The organism is Streptomyces sp. NPDC050423, assembly GCF_040655445.1.
GTDB lineage: Bacteria > Actinomycetota > Actinomycetes > Streptomycetales > Streptomycetaceae > Streptomyces.
Genome location: NZ_JBFAJY010000030.1, coordinates 29,233 through 53,364, shown reverse-complemented (window position 1 = coordinate 53,364; position 24,132 = coordinate 29,233). Strand labels below are relative to the sequence as shown.

Here is a 24,132-nt window from a genome sequence, read left to right as displayed (position 1 = left end):
TCAGAAGTGCTCATGTGCCGGAGCGTAAGCTCCCGGCCGCCGCGGCTTTCCTGCGACCCGCTGCTTTCACTAGCATCGGTCGCAGGCCTAACTCACGGCTGTCACAAGGGGGATCGATTCTGTGGCCATCACCCGCCGCCCGCTCCTGACCGCCATCGCTGCGGGAACGCTGCTGTGCGCCCTCTGGTTCGTCCCGACGGCCAACGCGACCGGTGGCACGGGCGCCACCGCGGGCGCGCCGGGCCGGACGTCCGCCGTCCACGCCACCGGCACGGACGGTACGACGCTCGCCGACACCGGGACCGGGATCGACACGACCCCGTACCTGATCGGGGGCATGGCGTTCCTGGGCATGGGCGCGGGCTTCGTCACCTACTCCGCCCGCCGCGCCGGCCTGCTGCCGGCGCGCTGACCGTCACGCGGAAGCGGCCACCCGATCCACCCGGCGGCCGCTTTCGCGTACGTCACCGAAAGGAACTAGGGCCTGTATTGGGTTGTCCCGCGGCGTCACGGGGCTGGGCACGCACGCTCGCAGCCCCGCTCCTCCTTCCGCGTGACAACCCAATACAGGCCCTAGGCGAGCCGCCCCGTCACCGGTTCCACCGCCGCGACCAGCTTCCCCGCGCGCACGAAGGCGTCCGCGGCGGCCAGGTCCGGCGACAGGAAGCGGTCCGGGCCCGGCCCCTCCACGCCCGCCGCACGCAGCGCCTCGACGGCCGCCAGCGAGGCGGGCGCCGGGGTGAGCCCCTGCGCGGCGCGCAGCTCGATCGCCCGGGTCGCCGCGTACAGCTCGACGGCGACGATCCGGGCGAGGTTCTCGACGGCGGTACGGAGCTTGCGCGCGGCCGACCAGCCCATCGAGACGTGGTCCTCCTGCATCGCGGAGGACGGGATCGAGTCCGCCGAGGCCGGGACGGCGAGCCGCTTCATCTCGCTGACCAGGGCCGCCTGGGTGTACTGGGCGATCATCAGGCCGGAGTCGACGCCGGCGTCGTCCGCCAGGAACGGCGGCAGCCCGTGCGAACGGTTCTTGTCCAGCAGCCGGTCGGTCCGGCGCTCGGTGATCGAGCCGAGGTCGGCCGCGACGATCGCCAGGAAGTCCAGGACGTACGCGACCGGGGCGCCGTGGAAGTTGCCGTTCGACTCGACCCGGCCGTCGGAGAGCACCACCGGGTTGTCCACGGCCGCGGCCAGTTCGCGGTCCGCGACGAGCCGGGCATGGTCCAGGGTGTCGCGGCCCGCGCCGTTGACCTGGGGGGCGCACCGCACGGAGTAGGCGTCCTGGACGCGGGGGGCGTCGTCCTGGTGGTGGCCGGTGAGGCCCGATCCGGCGAGCACCCGCAGCATGTTGTCGGCACTGACGCCCTGGCCCGGGTGCGGGCGGATGGCGTGCAGCTCGGGGGCGAGGACCTTGTCCGTGCCGAGCAGGGCCTCCAGGGAGAGGGCCGCGGTGATGTCCGCCGATGTGTAGAGGTTCTGGAGGTCGGCGATGGCCATCACGAGCATGCCGAGCATCCCGTCGGTGCCGTTGAGGAGGGCCAGGCCCTCCTTCTCGCGCAGCTCGACCGGGGTGATGCCGTGGGCGGCGAGGAGTTCGCCCGCGGGGCGCACGACGCCGTCGGGGCCCTCCGCGTCTCCCTCGCCCATCAGGGTCAGCGCGCAGTGCGAGAGCGGCGCCAGATCGCCGGAGCAGCCGAGCGAACCGTACTCGTGAACGACGGGTGTGATCCCCGCGTTCAGGACGTCGGCCATGGTCTGCGCGATCCGGGGCCGTACGCCCGTGTGGCCCGAGGCGACCGTCTTCAGACGGAGGAACATCAGCGCCCTGACGACCTCGCGCTCGACCCGCGGGCCCATGCCGGCGGCGTGCGAGCGGACGATGTTGCGCTGGAGCTGCGCGCGGAGTTCCGGGCTGATGTGGCGGCTGGCCAGGGCCCCGAATCCGGTGGAGACGCCGTAGACCGGCTCGGGTTTGGCGGCGAGCGCCTCGATGACCTCACGGGCCGCGGCGAGAGCGCCCACCGCGGCCTCGGAGAGCTCGACGCGGGCGTTGCCGCGGGCCACGGCGATGACGTCCTGGGCAGTGGTACCGGACGTCCCCACCACGACTGTATGCATATCCATATTCAGAAGCGTACGGATTGAATCGCTTCATGTCACTAGTGGTCGCCGGGTTGACCCCTTACCGATCGGACCGCGCAGCTCAGGGCCGGTTTCCGCGCAGCCGGCGACGGTCGTGGGCGGGCTTGGGCGGGGAGTCCGCCAACCGGATCACCTCGCCGTCGCGTCCCGCCACCACGGGCTCCAGCGACCGGGCCGCCTTCGCCCGGTACTGGGCCGCGTCCGCGAGCCGGAACAGCCGCCGCGCGGAGACGACCGGGCCGATCGGGTCACCGGTGGAGGCGATCCCGCAGGCGACCCCGTTGCCGAACTCCAGCTCGGCCGCCCGCTCACAGAGCTCGGTGGACACCGCGACCACCTCGTCCGCCGCCGGACCCACGGCCAGCAGACAGAACTCGTCCCCGCCGAGCCGGGCCGACAGGGCGCCGGGCAGCATGGCGCCGCACCGGGACAGCACCGAGCCGAAACGTTCCAGCAGGCGGTCCCCGACCGCGTGGCCGTGGGTGTCGTTGACCCGCTTCAGCCCGTTGAGGTCACAGACGACCAGGCTGACCACCGAACCGTCCACCCGGTGCCGCTCCACCGCCTCGTCCAGCCGCATGTCGACGGCCCGCCGGTTGGCGAGGCCGGTCAGCGGGTCGGTGAAGGCGAGCTTGCGCACCTCCTCCAGGCGCTCCGTCTGGGAGATCCCGGCGGCCACGACGGCGGCCAGCACAGTGGCGAAGTCCGCGTCCGCGCGCCCGAACACCGGCTCCCCCACCGGACGCGCCACATAGAGCTCGCCCCAGGCCCGGCCGTGCAGCACGATCGGCGCCACCACACAGCAGCCACGCCCGCGCCGGCGCAGGGCCGCCACCCGCTGATGGCAGTAGCCGTGCCCGTGACCGGGCGCACCCACCGCCCCGGCCCCCCGCTCACCGTCCGCGGGCTCCGGCTCCACCGGGCCCTCGGCGGTCTCCACCCAGGCGTCCGGCTCACCGCCCCCGGCCCACCGTTCGTGGAGGAACTCGGTGATCTCCGGGAACTGGTGCACCGGGTACGTCTCCTCGTCGGGGAACTCCTCCTCCCCCTCGGCCCGGTCGCCCGCGTTCACCAGGACGCGCAGCCGCCCGCGCCCGCGCTCCCACACCGACAGTGCGGCGAAGCTGCCGCCCAGCGCCCCGCAGGCCCCCAGCGCAGCCGCTCGCCAGCACCCCCGCGGGGTGTGCGCCGCCGCCATCGCCTGTGCAAGCGAAACCACGGCCCGGAGCCGCGCATCATCACCACCCATCGCTACAGCCTATGTAGATTCATGCCGATTTGATCAGTTTGCGCCCATAATCATGCGCGTTGCGTGGCCTTGCGATCACTCACCGTCACATGCGCGTCACTCCCCGGGCCAGTTCGGCTTCCGCTTCTCGTTGAACGCGGCGACGCCCTCGGCGCGGTCTCCGGAGAAGGCCACCGACCGCCACGCGGAGTCCTCCACCTCCAGGCCGGCCCGCAGATCGAGCCCGTGCCCGAGTCGCAGCGCCCGCTTGGCCGCCCGCAGCCCCACCGGGGAGTTGCCCGCGATCCGGCCGGCGAGCGCCAGCGCCTCGGACCGGTCCTCGCCCTCCGCCACCAGCTCGTCGACCAGCCCCAGCTCCCGGGCCTCGGCCGCCTCCACCCGGCGGGCGGTGAAGATCAGCTCGGCGGCGCGCGCCGCCCCGATCCGGCGCGGCAGCAGCTGGGTGCCGCCGCCGCCCGGGATGACCCCGACCGAGACCTCGGGCAGGCCCACCAGAGCGGTCCGGTCGGCGACGATCAGATCACAGGACAGGGCCAGCTCGAAGCCGCCGCCGAGCGCGAAGCCGTGCACCGCGGCGATCGTCGGCATGGGCAGTTCGAGGACACCGGTGTAGGCGGCGCGTGCGGTGGGCCGCTGGCGCACCAGGTCGGCGTCGGTGAAGGAATTCCGCTCCTTGAGGTCCGCCCCCACGCAGAAGGCCCGCTCATGGCTGGAGGTGAGGACGGTGACCCGGACGTCCGGGTCGGCGGCGAGCGCGGCGCAGGCGGCCCCGATCGAGCGGGCCATGTCCGTGGACACCGCGTTCATGGCCCGCGGCCGGTCGAGGACCAGCTCGGCGACATGCTCCAGGCCCTCGTGACCCCGTACGACGACGAAATCCCCGAACCGCTGCTCGGACGTGACGGTCATGACTGCACCCCTGTCGGTTAACGAGCGTTACCGCAGGGATCCTAGAGCGCTGCCCCTCAAGCCGGACGGGGCGAGGTCAGGACTGGCCGCGGCGGGCCAGCAGCCACGGCTCGACGACACCGAGGCCGCGCACCGGTCGCTGCCACATCGGCTGGAGCCCGTAGCGGTACTTGGGCACGGGTCCCGGCTCCTCGCCGTCCGCGCCCTCCTTCTCGGCGCGCTCGGCGGCTGCCGCCGCGTCCTCGGCGGCCTGGGCCTCGGAGACGGGGGCGTCGCCGGTACGGGTCAGCTCCTCGGCGAACGCCCCGTCCACCAGGACGGCGTCCTTCGGCGCTATCGAGGTGAGCCGGCTGGCGAGGTTCACCGTGGTGCCGAAGACATCGCCCATCCGGGTGGTGACCGTGCCGAACGCGATGCCGACGCGCAGCGCCGGCATCGTCTCGTCCAGGGCCATGGCCTCGACGAGGCGCAGCGCGATCTCGGCCGCGGTGCCCGCGTCGTCGGCGGCGAAGAGAACCTCGTCGCCGAGCGTCTTGATGAGCCGGCCGCCGTGGGCGGCGACCAGGTCGGCGCAGGTGGTCTCGAAGGACTCGACGAGCTCGCCGAGCTCCTCCTCCTCCAGGCGCCGGGTGAGCCGGGTGAACCCGACGAGGTCGGCGAAGCCGACGGCGAGGCGCCGGTCGACCATCTCGTCGTCGTCCGCGGCCTGCACGACCCGGCCGGTGGCGGCGGCGAGCTGGCGCCGCCACACGTAGACGAGGAACTCCTCCAGCTCCGGCAGGAGCAGCTCGACCAGGGGGTACGTGACCTCGGTACGGGTCATTCCGGGCTCGGGCGGCTCGGTGAGGCCCTCCAGGAACGAGTCGATCTGCCACTCGGCCAGCCGGGCGGTGGTCTGCCCGGTCGACCGGGCCACCTGGATCGCCATCGGCTCGCTGAGCAGCCCTGCCTCGACCAGACCGGACAGCCGCCGCAGCGCCAGCACGTCCGCCTCGGTCAGCGCCTTGGCCTGGCCGATGTCGGCGAAGCCCATGGCCCGCCAGAACCGGGACGCCAGGTCCATGGAGACGCCCGCGGTCCGGGCGGCCTGGAACGGGGTGTAGCGCCGGTCGGCGCCCAGGATCAGCGCTTCCAGCCTGATCGCGAGGGGATCGTCGGTCGGCTCCGCCGTGTGGTCGACTTCGTGATGCGGTGTCGCGTAGCCCGATGGGTCCGACGGGGGCTCCGCGCCGTCGCCGGAGGTTGTGTCGTCGACGGTCACCAGCCGCCTCCTGCCCGTTCCCTGCGCACTGCCCTGCCGATCTGTCGGTGGATCGCCTCAACGATACGGCAGGTGTGCCCTACCTCACGTCCCCAGGTCACCCGGAAACGGGGCACGCCGCTCAGGTCAGACCGCCCCCGGCTCCCCGCAGGTGCACGACGTCGCCGGCCGACACCGGCTCCTGGAGTCCGTCGCCGGTCGACAGGACCAGCCGCCCGTCCCCGTCGATCGCCACCGCCTCCCCCGTGAGCGTGCGGCCGCCCGGCAGCTGGGCCCGTACCGTCCGCCCGAGCGTCGCGCAGCTCGCCGCGTACGCCTCCCGCAGGCCGCTCGCGGCCGCGTCGCCGTCCGCCTCGCGCCACTTCCCGTACCACTGCTCCAGTGAGCGCAGCACGCCCCTGAGCAGCGTCTCGCGGTCCGTGGAGACGGCTCCGGCCAGGGCGAGCGAGGCGGCCGTGGGGGCGGGCAGCTCGTCCGCGCGCAGGGAGACGTTGAGGCCGATGCCGACGACGACGCCGTCCCCGGCGCGTTCGGCCAGGATGCCGCCGGTCTTGCGCTCCTCGGTGGCCTGGGTCTCCCCCGGACGGGGCCCGCCGGAGTCCTTGGGGACGGTGACCAGGACGTCGTTGGGCCACTTCAGGGCGGTGTCGACGCCCGCCGACTTCGCCAGACCGGCCGCCACCGCGACCCCGGTGAGCAGCGGCAGCCATCCCCAGTGCCGTACCGGGATGCCGCCGGGGGTCAGGTAGACGGAGAAGAAGAGGCCCGAGCGGGCCGGGGCGGTCCAGGTCCGGTCGAGGCGTCCGCGTCCGGCGGTCTGCTCCTCGGCGACCAGGACGGCGCCCTCGGTGAGCCCGGCCGCCCGCCCCGCGAGGTCGGAGTTGGTGGAGCCGGTGGTGTCCACGACGTCGAGGGAGCTCCACAGCCCGTCCGGCCGGAGCAGACCGCGGCGCAGCGCGGGAACGTTCAGGGGCGGCCGGTCCAGGTCCGACCAACGGCTGTGAGACGCATCCGAAGGTGTCATGCAAGCCACCCTAGGTGTGTCAAACGACGCACTGCCGAACCGTATCCGCGCCGATACGCTACGGGACAGTAGCTGTTCATCCGCTGATCAGCAGCACAGTCGTCCCCGTGACCAGGCAGGGAGCCGCAACCCGATGTCCGAGCCGGAAGAGACCGACGTCCACACCACCGCGGGCAAGCTCGCGGACCTGCAGCGCCGTACCCGGGAGGCGACCCACGCGGGTTCCGCGCGCGCGGTGGAAAAGCAGCACGCGAAGGGCAAGTTGACGGCGCGCGAGCGCGTCGCTCTGCTGCTCGACGAGGGCTCCTTCGTGGAGCTCGACGAATTCGCCCGGCACCGCTCGACGAACTTCGGGATCGAGAAGAACCGCCCGTACGGCGACGGTGTCATCACCGGGTACGGCACGGTCGACGGCCGCCCCGTCTGCGTGTACTCACAGGACTTCACGGTCTTCGGCGGCTCGCTCGGCGAGGTCTACGGTGAGAAGATCGTCAAGGTGATGGACTTCGCGCTGAAGACCGGCTGTCCGGTCATCGGCATCAACGACGGCGGCGGCGCCCGCATCCAGGAAGGCGTGGCGGCGCTGGGCCTCTTCGCGGAGATCTTCCGGCGCAATGTGCACGCCTCGGGTGTCATCCCGCAGATCTCGCTGATCGTCGGACCGTGCGCGGGCGGCGCGGTCTACTCCCCCGCGATCACCGACTTCACGGTCATGGTCGACCGGACCTCGCACATGTTCATCACCGGACCCGACGTCATCAAGACGGTCACCGGCGAGGACGTCGGCTTCGAGGAGCTCGGCGGCGCCCGCACCCACAACACCACCTCCGGTGTGGCGCACCACATGGCGGGCGACGAGAAGGACGCCATCGAGTACGTCAAGTCGCTGCTCTCCTACCTCCCGTCCAACAACCTCTCCGAGGCCCCGGCCTTCCCGGAGGAGGCGGACCTCGCGACCAGCGACGAGGACCGCGAGCTGGACACGCTCATCCCCGACTCGGCGAACCAGCCGTACGACATGCACACCGCGATCGAGCACGTGCTGGACGAGGGCGAATTCCTGGAGACCCAGGCCCTGTTCGCGCCGAACATCCTCACCGGTTTCGGCCGGGTGGAGGGCTATCCGGTCGGCATCGTCGCCAACCAGCCGATGCAGTTCGCCGGCTGCCTGGACATCAACGCGAGCGAGAAGGCCGCGCGCTTCGTGCGCACCTGCGACGCCTTCAACGTGCCCGTGCTGACCTTCGTGGACGTGCCCGGCTTCCTGCCCGGCGTCGACCAGGAGTACAGCGGCATCATCCGCCGGGGCGCCAAGCTGATCTACGCGTACGCGGAGGCGACGGTCCCGCTGATCACGGTGATCACCCGCAAGGCGTTCGGCGGCGCCTACGACGTCATGGGCTCCAAGCACCTGGGCGCCGACATCAACGTCGCCTGGCCGACCGCCCAGATCGCCGTCATGGGCGCGCAGGGCGCCGTCAACATCCTGCACCGCCGCACGATCGCCGCCGTGACGGACGCCGACGAGAGGGACACCACCCGCGCCGGCCTGATCGCGGACTACGAGGACGCGCTGCTCAACCCGTACGTGGCGGCCGAGCGCGGTTACGTGGACGCGGTGATCATGCCGTCCGAGACCCGGGCCCACGTGGCCAAGGGACTGCGGCAGCTGCGGACCAAGCGGGAGTCGCTGCCTCCGAAGAAGCACGGCAACATCCCTCTCTAGAAAGGGCTCTGGCCATGATCAAGGTCATACGGGGCAACCCGACCCCGGAAGAGCTGGCAGCCGCGCTCGCGGTCGTGCAGGCGCGCGCCGCCGCGGTGGCCGCCGTGTCGTCCGGTGCGCCGGAGCTGCCCGGCCAGTGGTCCGACCCGGGCCGGGTCGCCCGGCGCGGCCGTCATCTGCCGGGGCCGCGCGCCTGGGCGCGGACGTACTGGCCCGGGTAGCCCGGCACGAGGCTGTCGGGGCGGTTGAGTACGCGTACTCAGGCGTCCGCGCGGCCCGCGCAGCAGGATCGGACGCATGCTGTGGTCGGACCCCGAGAACAAGCCGCCGAAGGAACTGCGCGACGCCCAGGACATGATGCGGCGCGCGGGTCTGGTGCTCGCCCTGGCCATGGTGGTCGCCATGTTCGTGCTCGGGACGCGGTGACCGCGCAGGGGGCGTGCGGCTGATTTGTACGATGGCGCGCATGACTGATCCCGCGCCCCGTCGTCTCGTGCTCGCCTCCGCCTCCCCCGCCCGCCTCGGTCTGCTCCGGCAGGCCGGGTTCGCTCCCGAGGTGATCGTCAGCGGGGTGGACGAGGACGCACTGAGCGCCCCGACCCCCGCCGAGCTGGCGCTGGTACTCGCCGAGGCCAAGGCGGCGGCCGTGGCCGCGCTTGTGGATGTCGCGGGCGCCCTGGTCATCGGGTGCGACTCGGTGCTCGAACTCGACGGCGAGGCGCTCGGCAAACCGGCCGACGCCGAGGACGCCACGGCCCGCTGGAAGTCCATGCGGGGCCGGTCGGGGGTGCTGCGGACGGGTCACAGCCTGATCGACACCGCAGCCGGGCGGACGGTCTCCGAGACCGCGTCCACGACGGTCCGCTTCGGTGAGCCGACGGACGCCGAGATCGCCGCCTACGTGGCCTCCGGCGAACCGCTCCACGTGGCGGGCGCCTTCACCCTCGACGGGCGCTCGGCGCCGTTCGTCGACTCCATCGACGGCGACCCGGGCAACGTCATCGGACTCTCGCTGCCGCTGCTGCGACGGCTGCTGGGCGAGCTGGGCATCCCGGTCACCGACCTCTGGGTCTGAGCGGGGCCCGTCCCGGTCGGCCCGTCCCGGTCAGGCCGGGGCCGGGGCCGCCGGCTGCTCGATACCGGCCTCGGCGGCGGGCTTCTCGCGGTCCGCGCCGTACGCCACCAGCGTCAGCACGATCAGTCCGAGCACCACCGTCATGAAGACGAACGCGGTCCAGCCGACCAGCCCCACCGTGAACGCGCCCAGCACCCCGTGGACGACGGCGCAGCAGATGAGGACGATCCGGGCGATCCGGCCCGGGGCCCGGTCGCGGATGCCGGTCAGCAGGAGCAGCACCCCGCACAGCAGCAGGAACAGTCCGGAGACTCCGCCCATCGCCCAGGTGCCGTTGGCCATGGCGCCGGGGTCCATCCCCGCCAGGGACATGTCCTGGTTCTTCACGACCGTCGCCATGACGCCGTTGACGATCACGATGCCCACGGCTTCCGCGAACAGCACGATCGCGGCTATGAAAGCCACCGGCCTGCGCACCATGACACTCCCCCCTGTTACCTGCAGTACGTGCGATAGCGCGGACCCTACTCATCGGTATTGCTCCGGACAAGGGGTTCGGCCGCCTCAGCACCTCTGCGGCCCCGCGACGGGCCCCCACCACGCGGACGGCCGGACGGCGGGCAAAGAATCGCGCAGCCGTTAGTAGGAATCAGACAAAGAAACACCGGGCGTCGCTGCCCGTACCGACAGAGACCTGGACCACACCTCGTGGCTACTGTGCGGTTATGGATCCCGGCGTACCGTGGTGCCACAAGGGATTTCGCGACTTGAGCAAGCCTCGAACCACACTCTGTGTGGGCAAGCTCACCATTGGGGACGGGTCGTAGGGCCGTGTCGGTAGTCCCTAAACTCAGCTTGTTTCAAGGAGGGAGCCATCGTGCGCAAGGTGCTCATCGCCAACCGTGGCGAAATTGCTGTCCGTGTTGCCCGAGCTTGCCGGGACGCGGGAATCGGGAGCGTGGCCGTCTACGCAGACCCGGACCGCGACGCTCTGCATGTGCGTGCGGCCGACGAGGCTTTCGCGCTGGGCGGTGACACCCCGGCCGCCAGTTATCTGGACATGGCCAAGGTGCTCCAGGCTGCCAAGGACTCCGGGGCGGACGCGATCCACCCGGGTTACGGATTCCTCTCGGAGAACGCCGAGTTCGCCCAGGCCGTGCTGGACGCCGGACTGACGTGGATCGGCCCGCCGCCGCAGGCGATCCGGGACCTCGGTGACAAGGTCGCCGCCCGCCACATCGCGCAGCGCGCGGGTGCCCCGCTCGTCGCGGGCACCCCGGACCCGGTCGGAGGTTCGGCCGAGGTCGTCGCCTTCGCCGAGGAGAACGGGCTGCCGATCGCGATCAAGGCCGCCTTCGGTGGCGGCGGGCGCGGGCTGAAGGTCGCCCGCACCCTGGAGGAGATCCCGGAGCTGTACGACTCCGCGGTCCGTGAGGCCGTGGCCGCGTTCGGGCGCGGGGAGTGCTTCGTGGAGCGCTACCTCGACAAGCCGCGGCACGTGGAGACCCAGTGCCTGGCCGACTCCCACGGCAACGTGGTCGTCGTCTCCACCCGTGACTGCTCGCTCCAGCGCCGGCACCAGAAGCTCGTCGAGGAGGCCCCGGCACCGTTCCTGTCCGAGGCGCAGAACGCCGAGCTGTACGCGGCGTCGAAGGCGATCCTGAAGGAGGCCGGCTACGTCGGCGCCGGCACGGTCGAGTTCCTCGTCGGCACGGACGGCACGATCTCCTTCCTGGAGGTCAACACCCGCCTCCAGGTCGAGCACCCGGTGACCGAGGAGGTCACCGGCCTCGACCTCGTACGCGAGATGTTCCGCATCGCCGACGGCGAGGAGCTGGGCTACGACGACCCGGCCGTGCGCGGCCACTCCTTCGAGTTCCGGATCAACGGCGAGGACCCGGGCCGCGGCTTCCTGCCCGCCCCCGGCACCGTCACCGTGTTCGCCCCGCCGAGCGGTCCCGGGGTCCGCCTCGACGCGGGTGTCGAGTCCGGCTCGGTCATCGGCCCCGCCTGGGACTCGCTGCTGGCGAAGCTGATCGTGACCGGTGCGACGCGTGAGCAGGCGCTCCAGCGCGCGGCCCGTGCGCTGGGCGAGTTCACCGTCGAGGGCATGGCCACCGCCATCCCCTTCCACCGCGCGGTCGTCGCCGACCCGGCGTTCACCTCCGACCCGTTCCGGATCCACACCCGCTGGATCGAGACCGAGTTCGTCAACGAGATCCCGGCGTTCGCCGCTCCGGCCGACGCCGAGGCGGACGAGGAGTCCGGCCGCGAGACGGTGGTCGTCGAGGTCGGCGGCAAGCGCCTTGAGGTCTCGCTGCCCTCGTCGCTCGGGATGAGCCTGGCCCGTACCGGGCTCGCGGCGGGCGCCAAGCCCAAGCGCCGCGCGGCGAAGAAGTCCGGCTCCGCGGCCTCCGGCGACACCCTCGCCTCCCCGATGCAGGGCACGATCGTGAAGATCGCCGTGGAGGAGGGCCAGGAGGTCAAGGAGGGCGACCTGATCGTCGTCCTGGAAGCCATGAAGATGGAGCAGCCGCTCAACGCGCACCGCGCCGGCACGGTCAAGGGCCTGGCCGCCGAGGTCGGCAGCTCGGTCTCGTCCGGTGCCGTCATCTGCGAGATCAAGGACTGACCCCCACTCGCTCCGTTCCACCGGCGTCCCTGTCACCTCGTACGACGTGGCAGGGGCGCCGTTCGTGGGCCGGGGGAACACCGCCCGAGGGGCACCGGTCCGGACGCGCGATGGCATCCTGGACCCCCGCGGCGGAATCAGGGAGGACTGCGCGATGGCGATGAGCACGGCAGGGACACCGGCCCGGCCCATGCGGGCCGACGCGCGCCGCAATTACGACCGGCTGCTGGCCGAGGCCCGTACCGCCTTCGCGGAGCACGGCACGACGGCGTCCCTGGAGGATGTCGCGCGGTGCGCGGGGGTGGGGATCGGCACGCTGTACCGGCACTTCCCGACCCGGCACGCGCTGATGAGCGCCGTCTTCCAGGAGGCGGTGGCCGACCTGATCGCCCGCTCCCGCGCGTTGGCCGGGACGGAGCGGCCGTGCGACGGGCTGGTGGAGTGGCTGGGCGCGATCATCACTCATGCGAGTGAGTACCGCGGGCTGGCCCAGGCGCTCATGTCGACGTGCCGGGACGAGACTTCGGCGCTGTCCCCGTGCAATGTGCCGCTGCGCGAGGCGGGTTCGGTACTGCTGGCCCGTGCGCAGGCGGGCGGGGCGGTGCGGGCGGAGGTCTCCATCGACGATCTGATGCAGCTCACGAAGGCGATCGCACTGGCCGCGGAGCAGTCGCCGGACGATCCGGGGCTGGCGGGGCGGCTGCTGACGCTGACGGTGCAGGGGTTGCGGGCGCCGTAGTCAGGCCCCTCCCGCGGTTCAGGGCGGGGGTGAGGGGGCGGCGCCCCCGCCCGGATCACCGTCGGCGCAGGTCCGCGACACGTGCCCGCTCCCCCTGCTCCGCCGCCGGCATCGACGCCGTGCCGCGCAACGGCTGCGGCCCGCCCCCGTGCGTCCGCCGCTGGCCCGGCAGGGGCATGTCGCGGCGGTTGGTCCGGCCGGGCGGCGCGGGGTCGGCCGGGGTCTGGGTACCTCCGGCGCCGGCCACCGCGATCTGCACCCCCTGGTCCGCCAGGGCCTGCAGCTCCGCCGCGGCCCGGTCGTCGTGCGCGGCCGGTTCGTCCGTCACGAGCCGGGTGATGAGGTCGGTCGGCACCGTCTGGAACATGGTGTCGGAGCCGAGCTTGGTGTGGTCCGCCAGGACCACCACCTCCCCCGCCGCCTGCACCAGCGCCCGGTCCACGCTCGCGGAGAGCATGTTGGACGTGGAGAGCCCGCGCTCGGCGGTGAGTCCGCTCCCGGACAGGAAGGCGCGCGAGACCCGCAGCCCCTGGAGCGACTGCTCGGCACCGCTGCCCACCAGGGCGTAGTTGGAACCGCGCAGGGTGCCCCCGGTCATCACCACTTCGACCCGGTTGGCATGGGCCAACGCCTGGGCGACCAGCAGCGAATTGGTGACCACGGTCAGACCGGGGACCCGCGCGAGCCGGCGGGCCAGCTCCTGCGTGGTCGTACCGGCGCCGACCACGATGGCCTCGCCCTCTTCGACGAGACCGGCGGCCAGATCGGCGATGGCCGTCTTCTCCGCGGTGGCGAGATGGGATTTCTGCGGAAAGCCGGACTCCCGCGTAAAACCGCCCGGCAAAACCGCACCGCCGTGCCGGCGGTCGAGGAGTCCTTCTGCCTCCAGTGCCCGCACGTCCCGCCGTACGGTCACTTCGGAGGTCTGGACGACGCGGGCGAGCTCACGGAGCGATACCGCCCCGTTGGCACGCACCATTTCGAGGATCAATTGACGACGTTCTGCAGCGAACACGAAACTGACAGTAACGCGATCACCCGAGAGTTTTCAGCAGTTTGCGCCGAATAGCAGAAGTTGTACACACAAGGGGCCGCCAAGTGGTATAGGCGGCCCCTTGTTGTTCCCTACTGATCGCCGGCGGTCGCAGGACCGCCTGACTTGCCGGGAGTTGCCGGGAAATGCCGGGTCCCCGAGGCGTTCTACGCTTCGCCCGCCTGCTTACGGGTGTGCAACTGACGGGCCACTTCCGCGATCGATCCCGACAGGGACGGATACACGGTGAAGGCGTTTGCGATCTGTTCCACCGTCAAATTGTTGTCGACCGCGATCGAGATGGGGTGGATCAGCTCGCTCGCCCGCGGTGCGACGACACAGCCGCCGACGACGATGCCGGTACCGGGGCGGCAGAGTATTTTGACGAAACCGTCCCGGATGCCCTGCATCTTGGCGCGCGGGTTGCGCAGCAGCGGCAGCTTGACGACCCGGGCGTCGATCTTGCCCCCGTCGACATCGGACTGGCTGTAGCCGACCGTGGCGATCTCCGGGTCGGTGAAGACGTTCGAGGAGACCGTCTTCAGGTTCAGCGGTGTCACCGCGTCACCGAGGAAGTGGTACATCGCGATCCGGCCCTGCATCGCGGCGACCGAGGCGAGCGCGAAGATCCCGGTGACGTCACCGGCCGCGTAGACGCCCGGCGCACTGGTGCGGGAGACCTTGTCGGTCCAGATGTGGCCCGAGTCCTTGAGCTTGACCCCGGCCTCCTCCAGGCCCATGCCCGCACTGTTCGGGATCGCGCCGACCGCCATCAGGCAGTGCGAGCCGGAGATCACCCGGCCGTCGGCGAGGGTGACCTCGACACGGTCACCGACGCGCTTGGCGGACTGGGCGCGGGAGCGGGCCATCACGTTCATGCCGCGGCGCCGGAAGACGTCCTCCAGGACGGCGGCCGCGTCCGGGTCCTCGCCCGGCAGCACCCGGTCCCGGGACGAGACGAGGGTGACGCGGGAGCCGAGGGCCTGGTAGGCGCCGGCGAACTCCGCGCCCGTGACACCCGAGCCGACCACGATGAGCTCCTCGGGGAGCTCGTCGAGGTCGTAGACCTGGGTCCAGTTCAGGATCCGCTCGCCGTCGGGGAGCGCGTCCGGGATCTCCCGGGGGTGGCCGCCGGTCGCGATCAGCACGGCGTCGGCGGAGAGGGTCTCCTCCGTGCCGTCGGCCGCGGTCACCACGACCTGGCGGGAGCCGTCGGCGGCCTGGAGTCCCTCCAGCCGGCCGCGTCCGCGCATCACCCGCGCACCCGCACGGGTGACGGAGGCGGTGATGTCGTGGGACTGGGCGAGCGCCAGGCGCTTCACCCGCCGGTTGACCTTGCCCAGGTCTACGCCGACCACGCGGGCCGCCTGCTCCTTGCTCGGGGTGTCGTCCGCGACGATGATGCCCAGCTCCTCGTACGAGGAGTCGAAGGTGGTCATCACCTCTGCCGTCGCGATCAGGGTCTTCGAGGGCACGCAGTCGGTGAGCACGGACGCGCCGCCGAGGCCGTCGCAGTCGACGACGGTCACCTCCGCGCCGAGCTGGGCGCCCACCAATGCCGCCTCGTACCCGCCGGGTCCGCCGCCGATGATCACGATCCGGGTCACGAAAAGTCCGCCTCGCGTTTCGTCCCGCGGCCGTCTGCTGCCCCGGCCGGGGTCCAGGGGGTCGCCCCGGGTGAATGCAGTACGTACTTCATTGTCCCGCACGCGCCAAGGTGCTTCGCCCCGGGGCCCTCCATACGTGCACCGGCCCCCCGGGGGCAGGGGCCGGGCCGCAGGCGGCCCACCCCCCGAGCGGGCGTCTTCCTCCCGGGAATCGACCTCCCCGGGGCCACCTCCCGTACCCTCGACCCCATGTCGCTCTACGCCGCATACGCCGGCAACCTCGACGCGCGGCTGATGACGCGCCGCGCACCGCACTCGCCGCTGCGCGGAACCGGCTGGCTGAACGGCTGGCGGCTGACGTTCGGCGGGGAGCAGATGGGCTGGGAGGGCGCGCTGGCCACGGTGGTCGAGGCGCCGCGCTCCCAGGTCTTCGTGGCCCTGTACGACCTGGCGCCGATGGACGAGGACTCCATGGACCGCTGGGAGGGTGTCGGCCTCGACATCTACCGGCGGATGCGGGTCCGGGTGCACACCCTGGACGGCGAGGAGCCGGCCTGGATGTACGTGCTGAACGGTTACGAGGGCGGGCTGCCCTCCGCCCGCTACCTCGGCGAGATCGCGGATGCCGCCGACTCCGCGGGCGCGCCGCACGACTATGTGATGGAACTCCGCAAGCGCCCCTGCTGAGCCCGGACAGCGCCCGCGAGCCGCCATTCCGCAGGATCACCGCCCCATCGCTTGTGGGAACGCACGAACGACTGCTTTCGGACTCTGTACGGGAGCATCTACGCGCGTAGGGAATCAGCGGTTACGCTCATCCGCGTGAACGCATCAGTTATTCCGGACCACATCCAGGGCGACCCGCAGGCCGCCGCCGCCGACGCCGCCGCCCGCCTGCGCGAGCTGACCGGTGCCGAGACCCACGACGTCGCACTCGTGATGGGCTCCGGCTGGGCACCCGCGGGCGATGCGCTCGGCATTCCGGAGGCCGAGTTCCCGGTGACCGCCCTGCCGGGATTCCCGGCCCCCGCCGTCGAGGGCCACGGCGGCACGATCCGCTCGTACCGGATCGGCGAGAAGCGCGCCCTGGTCTTCCTCGGCCGCACGCACTTCTACGAGGGCCGCGGCGTCGCCGCCGTGGCGCACGGGGTGCGTACCGCGGTCGCGGCGGGCTGCAGGACCGTCGTGCTGACGAACGGCTGCGGCGGGCTGCGCGAGGGCATGCGCCCCGGCCAGCCGGTCCTGATCAGCGACCACATCAACCTCACGGCGGCGTCGCCGATCATCGGCGCCAACTTCGTCGACCTGACCGACCTGTACTCGCCGCGGCTGCGGGCGCTGTGCAAGGAGGTCGACGAGACCCTCGAAGAGGGCGTGTACGTGCAGTTCCCCGGCCCGCACTACGAGACGCCGGCCGAGATCAACATGGTCCGGGTCATGGGCGGCGACCTGGTCGGCATGTCCACCGTGCTGGAGGCGATCGCGGCCCGGGAGGCCGGGGCGGAGGTCCTGGGCATCTCCCTGGTGACGAATCTGGCCGCCGGGCTGAGCGGGGAGCCGCTGAACCACGAAGAGGTGCTCCAGGCGGGCCGCGACTCGGCGACCCGCATGGGCTCGCTGCTGGCGCGCCTGCTCGACCGCATCTGACCCGGCTCGGGCCGTTCCGGGGGCGCTGCCCCCGTACCCCCCACGCCTCAACGGCCGGAGGGGCTTGAGAAGCCCGATTCAGCCTCGCCGGCGTTTGAGGCGCGGGGTCCGGGGCGGAGCCCCGGTTACGGGGAAGGGCGGGGAGGGGAAGAGGCCCGCCGCAGGCGCACCCCCCCGCCCGGCAACCCCACCAAGACCCCAAGACCACAAGGAAGGCGGACACCGTGCAGCAGGACCTCATCGCTCGGGCCAGGACCTGGCTCGCCGAGGACCCCGACCCCGAGACCCGCGACGAGCTGGCCAAGCTCATCGAGACCGAGGATCTCGACGAGCTCGCCAGCCGCTTCGCGGGCACCCTCCAGTTCGGCACCGCGGGCCTGCGCGGTGAGCTGGGCGCCGGTCCGATGCGGATGAACCGCGCCGTCGTCATCCGCGCCGCCGCCGGACTCGCCGCGTACCTGAAGGACCAGGGACAGGCCGGCGGCCTCGTCGTCATCGGCTACGACGCCCGCTACAAGTCCACCGACTTCGCCCGCGACACCGCGGCCGTGATGACCGGCGCCGGTCTGCGGGCGGCGGTGCTCCCCCGCCCGCTCCCCACACCCGTACTCGCGTACGCCATAAGGCATCTGGGCGCCGTCGCGGGCGTCGAGGTGACCGCGAGCCACAATCCGCCGCGCGACAACGGCTACAAGGTCTACCTCGGCGACGGCTCGCAGATCGTCCCCCCGGCGGACGGTGAGATCGCCGCCTCGATCGCCGCGGTCGGCCCGCTGGACACCGTGCCCCGCCCCGACGACGGCTGGGAGACCCTCGGCGACGAAGTGCTGGACGCCTATCTGGCGCGTACCGACACCGTGCTCGGCGCCGGATCGCCACGCACCGCCCGCGTCGTCCACACCGCGATGCACGGCGTCGGCACGTCCGTGCTCACCGCGGCCTTCGACCGGGCCGGCTTCCCCGCCCCGGTCCTGGTCGCCGAGCAGGCCGAGCCGGACCCCGCGTTCCCCACCGTCGCCTTCCCCAATCCGGAAGAGCCCGGCGCGATGGACCTCGCCTTCGCCACCGCCCGCCGCTCGGACCCCGACCTCGTCATCGCCAACGACCCGGACGCCGACCGCTGTGCCGTCGCCGTCCCGGACCCGGCCGCCGACGGCGGCTGGCGGATGCTGAGCGGCGACGAGGTCGGCGCGCTGCTCGCCGCCCACCTCGTGCGCCGCGGTGTCACCGGCGTGTTCGCCGAGTCGATCGTGTCGTCGTCCCTCCTCGGCCGGATCGCCGGGAAGGCGGGCCTCGGCTACGAGGAGACGCTGACCGGCTTCAAGTGGATCGCCCGGGTGGACGGTCTGCGGTACGGCTACGAGGAGGCGCTCGGCTACTGCGTCGACCCGGACGGCGTCCGCGACAAGGACGGCATCACGGCCGCGCTCCTCGTCGCCGAACTCGCCTCCGTACTCAAGGAACAGGGCCGGACACTGCGCGACCTGCTGGACGACCTCGCGGTCGAGCACGGGCTGCACGCCACCGACCAGCTGTCGGTCCGGGTCGAGGACCTGTCCCTCATCGCGGACGCCATGCGCCGCCTGCGCGAGCAGCCGCCGACCGCGCTCGCCGGCCTCGCCGTCACCTCGGCCGAGGACCTTCTCCGCGGCACCGACCTGCTGCCGCCCACCGACGGGCTCCGCTACCACCTGGAGGGCGCCCGGGTGATCGTCCGCCCGAGCGGCACCGAGCCGAAGCTCAAGTGCTACCTGGAGGTCGTGGTGCCGGTCGCCTCGGCCGACGAACTGCCGGCGGCCCGCGCGAAGGGCGCGGAGCTGCTCACCGGCATCAAGCGGGACCTGGCGGCCGCGGCCGGCATCTGAGGGCGGGCGGAGGCCGCTGAAGGTCTCCCCCGCAGGCACAGAGGGAGGGCCCCGCTCCGGGCGGGTGCCCTCCCTCTGTGCCTGTTTCAGCTCCGGCTCCGTGCCTGTTTCAGCTCCGGCGCACTCAGCCCGCGAACCGCGCCATCCACGCCTCGACGTCGTCCGCCGACCGCGGCAGGCCATCCGACAGGTTCTCGTGGCCGTCCTCGGTGACGACCAGGTCGTCCTCGATCCGGACGCCGATGCCGCGCCACTCCTCGGGCACGGTGAGGTCGTCCGGCTGGAAGTAGAGGCCGGGCTCGACGGTGAGCACCATGCCGGGCTCCAGTACGCCGTCGACGTACTCCTCGTTCCGGGCGTGTGCGCAGTCGTGGACGTCCAGACCGAGCATGTGCCCGGTGCCCGCCATGGTGAACCGGCGCTGGAGGCCGAGTTCGTACGCGCGCTCGGCCGGGCCCTCGATGAAGCCCCACTCGACCAGCCGGACCGCGAGGTGGCGCTGGGAGGCCTCGTGGAAGTCGCGGTACGCGGCGCCCGGCTTCACGGCGGCCATGCCCGCCTCCTGGGCCTCGTACACCGCGTCGTAGACCTTGCGCTGCAAGGGGGTGAAGGTGCCGTTGATCGGGAGCGTGCGGGTGACGTCGGCGGTGTAGAGGGTGTGGGTCTCCACGCCGGCGTCGAGCAGGAGCAGGTCGCCGGGGCGCACCGGGCCGTCGTTGTCCGTCCAGTGCATGATCGTGGCGTGCTCGCCGGCGGCGCAGATCGAGCCGTAGCCGACGGCGTTGCCCTCCAGGCGGGCGCGGCGGAAGAACGTGCCCTCGATCCAGCGCTCGGACGAGGCGACCGCGCGGGAGAGTTCACCGATCACATCGGTGAATCCGCGGACGGTGGAGTCGACGGCCTTGCGGAGCTCGGTGATCTCCCAGTCGTCCTTGACGAGGCGGAGATCGCTGAGCGCCTCCTCCAGTTCGGCGTCGCGCTCCTCCTCGGTGGTGACGGCGTCCTCCAGGGACGGGTCGACACCGCGGACGATCCGGGTCGGTGCGCCGGAGCCGCCGGCCAGGGCGTCGGCCGCGGTGCGGACGTCGCGGCAGGGCAGGCCGAGTACGAGCTCCGACTCGGCGAGCGAGCGGCGCCGGCCCATCCACAGCTCCGCCGTGGGTCCGGTCCAGAACTCGTCGTTGTCCCGGCTGTCACGCGGCAGCTGGAAGCAGTAGGCGTCATGGCCGCCGTCCGTGCGGGGTTCGAGCACGAGAGCGCCGTCCCGGGCCCGGTCGCCGGTCATGTGCACATAGCCCGTGTAGGGCCGGAACGCGTAGCCGTCGTCGTTCGAGCGGATCTTGAGGTTCCCGGAGGGAATCACGAGGCGCTCGCCGGGGAAGCACGCGGAGAGCGCGGCGCGGCGGCCGGCCGCGTACGGGGCCTGCTCGCTCAGCTGGAGGTCGTGCCGCTCGGTGTCCGCCCAGCCCGTCCGCATCAGTGCGGACAGTTCCTCGGAGATCCCTGGGTAGAGACGGTTCTTTCGGTCTTTCGCCACGTAGTACACCTGCTTCCGGGTGGGTTCCTCAGCGGCGAGGGGCGTGACTCCCGGGTACGGACCGGGTGCCCTCGCTGCCGCCGGCCGGCGGCGGCACCCGGACGGTATCCCGCACGGCGCGCGCCCGGTACGAAGGAGTGCCACTGGCACGGATCGGCCACGACCGGGATCGTGGCCGTTGGATAATACGGACATGACGAACGCGAAACTCGGTGAGGCCCTCCGGCTCCTGGGGCTCGGTGACGCGGCGGGCCGGGTCTATCTGGCACTGCTCGACCTGGCTCCGGCGCCGCTGGGGGCGATCGGCGCGGCGGCCGGTCTGGGCGGGGCGGAGCTCGACGCGGCGTACGGGGCGCTGGTCGACGCCGGTCTGGCCAGCGCCGCCGGGGAGGGCGAGGACGTGGTGGCCCCGGTGCCGCCGGCCGCGGGCCTGGAGATCCTCGCCCGGCACCGGGCGAGCGAGGTCGAGGAGTCGCGCATCGCCGTCGGGGGCGCGTTCGACTCGTTCCGGCGCCAGCGGCTCGCGGCGTACAACGACCATCTCGTCGAGGTCGTCACCGGCGACGCCGTCGGCCCCAGGATTCGCCAGGCCTGGGCGAGCGCCCGCGATCAGATCCGGCAGTTCGAGTCGCCGCCGTACTTCCCGCTGCCGGGCGCCACGGACGACGCGCTGGCCACGCTCGCCCGCGGGGTGACGCAGCGCGTCGTGTACTCACGGGAGTCGCTGGAGCATCCGGGCCATCTGAAGGACGTCATCGAACCGTGTGTCAACGCCGGTGAGCAGGCCCGGGTGCTGCCGTCCGTGCCGGTCAAGCTCGTGATCATCGACGATGCGTACGCACTCGTGTCGCTGTCGATCAAAGAGGCCGACGTGCACAACACGATGCTGGTCGTGCAGCCGTGCGGACTGCTGTCCGCCCTCATCGCGCTGTTCGAGCAGTCCTGGCAGAACGCCCTGCCGTTCCACGGCCGCACCACCCGTCCGGGCGGTCTGCCGCCCGCCGACCGCCGTCTGCTGTGGCTCCTGGCGGGCGGTGCGAGCGACGACGCCATCACCCGTGAGCTGGGCATCAGCCGCCGCACGCTGTTCCGCCGCCTCCAGGTCCTGATGGCCCGGCTGGGCGCCGCCAACCGCTTCCAGATGGCCTTGCAGGCGCAGCGCAGCGGCTGGCTGTGAGCGGTGGCGCCGACCGCACGACGGCCGGCCCACCGCGTCGTGCGGCCGTGCGCTCCGCGCTCGCCGTACGGCTTGCGGGCCCAGGTGATCAGCGGGACTCCCGGAACGGGGCTCCGAAGCACCCCCGAAGGAAGGTCTCAGAGAATTTCGATGGCCTTGACGTGCGGCACATTGTTGTACTTGAGATTGCTCCAACGGGGAATGCTCACCACATCGCCATTGACGTCGTAGTACTTCACGTCGTTGTTCCCCGTGGAAATCTGGTCGATCCACCGGTCACCGAAGTCGGTCTTCCCCGCGTTCGCGTAGCAGTCCACGTGCTGACCACCGTTACCGGCGTGCGACCAGATCTTCAGGAAGCCCGCGGCGGGGTCGCAGGTGACGTGGTTGATGGCGGAAGCCGTCGCGACCGGCCCGCCCAGGGTGAACGCCGCGGCCACGGCGAGCGCCGCCGCCGCGGTGCGCGCGGCGCTCTTCTTCGTCGAGAACATGTTTCCCCTTAAATTGAATACGGAACAGATAACCCGCACGACCATTGCCGATGAACGGCACTGGCACTGGCAGCTTACGAAGCGTCCGTCCAATCAAGGGGATTCTGATGGGAAATCACCTGAACGTGATCATCCGACCCCGGCGCACCGGAGCTCACACAGCCGCGAACCAGGCGCATTCACGAATGCAGGATTTACGGAAAAAATACATTCGCATATCAAGAACAGCCGCGGCGCGACGGGCCTCAGCCGGTCGCGCCCAGCACCACCAGAAGCACCGCACCCACCACGGCCGGCGCGATCACCTCGTACGCCCAGCGCACCGACGCGACGACGTCCCCCGCCACGGGTGTCTCGCCCGCCTGTTCGGCGAGCTCACGCAGGTCCACCACGGCCTGGTCGGTGCCCGCGGTCAGCGCCTTGGTGGCGCGCACGTCGGCGCTCACCGACGTCCTGCCGTAGGGGTCGTCCATCGACTGGCGGGACTGCCGGCGGGCGGCCTTCTTGCGCTGCCGCAGCGAGACCGGCACCGCCCAGAGCTGGTACTTCGTGCCGTCCTGCGTGAACAGCTCGCTGGAGTAGCTCGCCCGCACGTTCGCGACGTCGGTCCACGGCAGCGTGATCGTGCGGAACGGGTTGCGGATCCGGATGCGCCGCTCGTTGGCGAACACCACTGGCCGCAGGGTGAAGGCGACCACCAGCGGGATCGCGGTGAGCAGCCCGGCCAGCGCCAGCCACGGCACCCGGCCCTCGCCCCGGATCGCGGCGTCCAGGCCGATCCAGAGGATGAGCAGGAGCAGCAGGGCACCCCCGACCAGCCCGGCGGGCGACCGGAACGTCCGGTCGGCGTAGGTGGGCTCGGCGGGGGGCGTGGGGCTCGTCATGAGCCCGATTCTGCCTGACGGGGGCAAGGGATGCGGGGGCGGCTTCCCGCTCCGGCGTGCGCCCGGCGTCGTGGAGCCGTGCGATACGCGAACGGCGTGGGCCCCTGTACAGGCCGCTACGCGCGTAGATATGCTCATCTGGTGACCATGCCCACCACTGCACCTTCCCCCAAGCTCTCAGCTTCGTTCGAGCAGGGAGGTACCCCCCTCGCCGACGCGACGGCGTCCGACAGTGCGCTGCGCCGCTTCCTGCACGGGCTGCCCGGCGTCGACGCCGTCGGCCTCGAAGCGCGCGCCGCCTCGCTCGGAACCCGTTCGATCAAGACGACGGCCAAGGCGTACGCCATCGACCTCGCCATTTCGATGATCGACCTGACGACGCTGGAAGGCGCGGACACCCCGGGCAAGGTCCGGGCGCTCGCCGCCAAGGCCGTCAATCCCGATCCCACCGACCGCACGGCCCCGCGCACCGCCGCCGTCTGCGTCTATCCCGACATGGCGGCGACCGCGGTCGCCGCCCTGGCCGGCTCCGGCGTGAAGGTGGCGTCCGTCGCGACGGCCTTCCCGGCCGGCCGGGCCGCGCTCGACGTGAAGCTCGCGGACGTCCGCGACGCCGTCGCCGCCGGGGCCGACGAGATCGACATGGTGATCGACCGGGGTGCCTTCCTCTCCGGGCGCTACCTGAAGGTGTACGAGGAGATCCTCGCCGTGAAGGCCGAGTGCGGCCGGGCCCGGCTGAAGGTGATCTTCGAGACCGGCGAGCTGTCCACGTACGACAACATCCGGCGGGCCTCCTGGCTCGGGATGCTGGCGGGCGCGGACTTCATCAAGACGTCGACCGGCAAGGTCGGGGTCAACGCCACGCCCGCGAACACCCTGCTGATGCTGGAGGCGGTGCGCGACTTCCGTGCGCAGACCGGCGTCCAGATCGGCGTGAAGCCGGCCGGCGGCATCCGCACCTCCAAGGACGCCGTCAAGTTCCTGGTCCTGGTGAACGAGACGGCGGGCGAGGACTGGCTGGACAACCACTGGTTCCGCTTCGGCGCCTCCAGCCTGCTGAACGACCTGCTGATGCAGCGCCAGAAGCTCAGCACCGGCCGTTACTCCGGCCCCGATTACGTGACGGTGGACTGA

Annotated in this window: 23 protein-coding genes; 12 read left to right on the top strand and 11 right to left on the bottom strand. The window is 71.9% G+C overall.

What is annotated here, in order from left to right; translation table 11 throughout:
- Positions 1 to 121 precede the first annotated feature (121 nt).
- Positions 122 to 412, top strand: a complete 291-nt coding sequence (locus AB0I52_RS22040) for a hypothetical protein (protein ID WP_363075058.1) — start codon at positions 122 to 124, stop codon at positions 410 to 412.
- A gap of 161 nt (positions 413 to 573) precedes the next feature.
- On the opposite strand, the gene hutH is transcribed toward AB0I52_RS22040, so the two are convergent.
- The 5 genes from hutH to AB0I52_RS22015 form a co-directional block, all read right to left on the bottom strand.
- On the bottom strand, positions 574 to 2,124 hold the full coding sequence (gene hutH, locus AB0I52_RS22035; RefSeq protein WP_363075056.1) for a histidine ammonia-lyase: 1,551 nt from the start codon (positions 2,122 to 2,124) through the stop codon (positions 574 to 576).
- Positions 2,125 to 2,203: 79 nt separating this feature from the next.
- A complete protein-coding gene (locus tag AB0I52_RS22030; protein ID WP_363075054.1) occupies positions 2,204 to 3,391 on the bottom strand; it encodes a GGDEF domain-containing protein in 1,188 nt (395 codons plus the stop codon).
- A 96-nt stretch (positions 3,392 to 3,487) separates the two neighbouring features.
- Complete coding sequence (locus AB0I52_RS22025; RefSeq protein ID WP_363075052.1) at positions 3,488 to 4,300, bottom strand: enoyl-CoA hydratase-related protein; 813 nt, start codon at positions 4,298 to 4,300, stop codon at positions 3,488 to 3,490.
- 76 nt (positions 4,301 to 4,376) lie between these two features.
- Complete coding sequence (locus AB0I52_RS22020; protein WP_363075050.1) at positions 4,377 to 5,561, bottom strand: adenylate/guanylate cyclase domain-containing protein; 1,185 nt, start codon at positions 5,559 to 5,561, stop codon at positions 4,377 to 4,379.
- Between the two features lie 121 nt (positions 5,562 to 5,682).
- The gene (locus tag AB0I52_RS22015) at positions 5,683 to 6,585 is read right to left on the bottom strand and encodes a biotin--[acetyl-CoA-carboxylase] ligase (RefSeq protein ID WP_363075048.1); all 903 of its coding nucleotides are present in this window, start codon (positions 6,583 to 6,585) and stop codon (positions 5,683 to 5,685) included.
- Between the two features lie 133 nt (positions 6,586 to 6,718).
- On the opposite strand from AB0I52_RS22015, the gene AB0I52_RS22010 reads away from it, so the two are divergent.
- From AB0I52_RS22010 to AB0I52_RS21995, 4 genes are all read left to right on the top strand, one after another.
- Positions 6,719 to 8,311 carry an acyl-CoA carboxylase subunit beta gene (locus tag AB0I52_RS22010; protein WP_363075046.1) on the top strand — a complete coding sequence of 531 codons (1,593 nt, stop codon included), beginning with the start codon at positions 6,719 to 6,721 and terminating at the stop codon, positions 8,309 to 8,311.
- Positions 8,312 to 8,325: 14 nt separating this feature from the next.
- Positions 8,326 to 8,532 carry an acyl-CoA carboxylase epsilon subunit gene (locus AB0I52_RS22005; RefSeq protein WP_363075044.1) on the top strand — a complete coding sequence of 69 codons (207 nt, stop codon included), beginning with the start codon at positions 8,326 to 8,328 and terminating at the stop codon, positions 8,530 to 8,532.
- Between the two features lie 76 nt (positions 8,533 to 8,608).
- Entirely contained in the window at positions 8,609 to 8,737 is a 129-nt protein-coding gene (locus AB0I52_RS22000) for a hypothetical protein (protein WP_093900106.1), read from the top strand.
- 31 nt (positions 8,738 to 8,768) lie between these two features.
- Positions 8,769 to 9,386 carry a nucleoside triphosphate pyrophosphatase gene (locus tag AB0I52_RS21995; RefSeq protein ID WP_363075042.1) on the top strand — a complete coding sequence of 206 codons (618 nt, stop codon included), beginning with the start codon at positions 8,769 to 8,771 and terminating at the stop codon, positions 9,384 to 9,386.
- A gap of 30 nt (positions 9,387 to 9,416) precedes the next feature.
- Here AB0I52_RS21995 and AB0I52_RS21990 read toward each other — a convergent pair whose 3' ends face one another.
- Complete coding sequence (locus tag AB0I52_RS21990; protein WP_363075040.1) at positions 9,417 to 9,866, bottom strand: hypothetical protein; 450 nt, start codon at positions 9,864 to 9,866, stop codon at positions 9,417 to 9,419.
- Between the two features lie 397 nt (positions 9,867 to 10,263).
- Here AB0I52_RS21990 and AB0I52_RS21985 point away from each other — a divergent pair, with 397 nt between their 5' ends.
- Positions 10,264 to 12,018 (top strand): biotin carboxylase N-terminal domain-containing protein, encoded by a 1,755-nt coding sequence (locus tag AB0I52_RS21985; protein ID WP_363075038.1) that lies wholly within the window; start codon positions 10,264 to 10,266, stop codon positions 12,016 to 12,018.
- 154 nt (positions 12,019 to 12,172) lie between these two features.
- Positions 12,173 to 12,757: a TetR family transcriptional regulator gene (locus tag AB0I52_RS21980; RefSeq protein WP_363075036.1), complete on the top strand. Its 585-nt coding sequence runs from the start codon at positions 12,173 to 12,175 to the stop codon at positions 12,755 to 12,757.
- Positions 12,758 to 12,812: 55 nt separating this feature from the next.
- On the opposite strand, the gene AB0I52_RS21975 is transcribed toward AB0I52_RS21980, so the two are convergent.
- The gene (locus AB0I52_RS21975; protein ID WP_363075034.1) at positions 12,813 to 13,772 is read right to left on the bottom strand and encodes a DeoR/GlpR family DNA-binding transcription regulator; all 960 of its coding nucleotides are present in this window, start codon (positions 13,770 to 13,772) and stop codon (positions 12,813 to 12,815) included.
- Between the two features lie 185 nt (positions 13,773 to 13,957).
- A complete protein-coding gene (locus AB0I52_RS21970) occupies positions 13,958 to 15,397 on the bottom strand; it encodes an NAD(P)H-quinone dehydrogenase (protein WP_363075032.1) in 1,440 nt (479 codons plus the stop codon).
- A gap of 249 nt (positions 15,398 to 15,646) precedes the next feature.
- Here AB0I52_RS21970 and AB0I52_RS21965 point away from each other — a divergent pair, with 249 nt between their 5' ends.
- The 3 genes from AB0I52_RS21965 to AB0I52_RS21955 all read left to right on the top strand — a co-directional run bounded on the left by AB0I52_RS21965 (position 15,647) and on the right by AB0I52_RS21955 (position 18,909).
- Positions 15,647 to 16,084, top strand: a complete 438-nt coding sequence (locus AB0I52_RS21965; protein WP_024490113.1) for a gamma-glutamylcyclotransferase — start codon at positions 15,647 to 15,649, stop codon at positions 16,082 to 16,084.
- A 135-nt stretch (positions 16,085 to 16,219) separates the two neighbouring features.
- The gene (locus tag AB0I52_RS21960; protein ID WP_363075030.1) at positions 16,220 to 17,044 is read left to right on the top strand and encodes a purine-nucleoside phosphorylase; all 825 of its coding nucleotides are present in this window, start codon (positions 16,220 to 16,222) and stop codon (positions 17,042 to 17,044) included.
- A 224-nt stretch (positions 17,045 to 17,268) separates the two neighbouring features.
- Positions 17,269 to 18,909 (top strand): phospho-sugar mutase, encoded by a 1,641-nt coding sequence (locus tag AB0I52_RS21955; RefSeq protein ID WP_363075028.1) that lies wholly within the window; start codon positions 17,269 to 17,271, stop codon positions 18,907 to 18,909.
- 124 nt (positions 18,910 to 19,033) lie between these two features.
- Here AB0I52_RS21955 and AB0I52_RS21950 read toward each other — a convergent pair whose 3' ends face one another.
- The gene (locus AB0I52_RS21950; protein WP_363075026.1) at positions 19,034 to 20,446 is read right to left on the bottom strand and encodes an aminopeptidase P family protein; all 1,413 of its coding nucleotides are present in this window, start codon (positions 20,444 to 20,446) and stop codon (positions 19,034 to 19,036) included.
- Between the two features lie 193 nt (positions 20,447 to 20,639).
- Between AB0I52_RS21950 and AB0I52_RS21945 the strand changes: the two genes are divergently transcribed.
- Complete coding sequence (locus AB0I52_RS21945; protein ID WP_363075024.1) at positions 20,640 to 21,623, top strand: LuxR family transcriptional regulator; 984 nt, start codon at positions 20,640 to 20,642, stop codon at positions 21,621 to 21,623.
- A gap of 137 nt (positions 21,624 to 21,760) precedes the next feature.
- On the opposite strand, the gene AB0I52_RS21940 is transcribed toward AB0I52_RS21945, so the two are convergent.
- Together AB0I52_RS21940 and AB0I52_RS21935 are read right to left on the bottom strand one after the other, a co-directional pair.
- The gene (locus AB0I52_RS21940) at positions 21,761 to 22,114 is read right to left on the bottom strand and encodes a beta/gamma crystallin domain-containing protein (protein ID WP_363075022.1); all 354 of its coding nucleotides are present in this window, start codon (positions 22,112 to 22,114) and stop codon (positions 21,761 to 21,763) included.
- A gap of 245 nt (positions 22,115 to 22,359) precedes the next feature.
- The gene (locus AB0I52_RS21935; RefSeq protein WP_363075020.1) at positions 22,360 to 22,998 is read right to left on the bottom strand and encodes a PH domain-containing protein; all 639 of its coding nucleotides are present in this window, start codon (positions 22,996 to 22,998) and stop codon (positions 22,360 to 22,362) included.
- A gap of 147 nt (positions 22,999 to 23,145) precedes the next feature.
- Between AB0I52_RS21935 and deoC the strand changes: the two genes are divergently transcribed.
- Positions 23,146 to 24,132 carry a deoxyribose-phosphate aldolase gene (gene deoC / locus AB0I52_RS21930; RefSeq protein WP_363075018.1) on the top strand — a complete coding sequence of 329 codons (987 nt, stop codon included), beginning with the start codon at positions 23,146 to 23,148 and terminating at the stop codon, positions 24,130 to 24,132.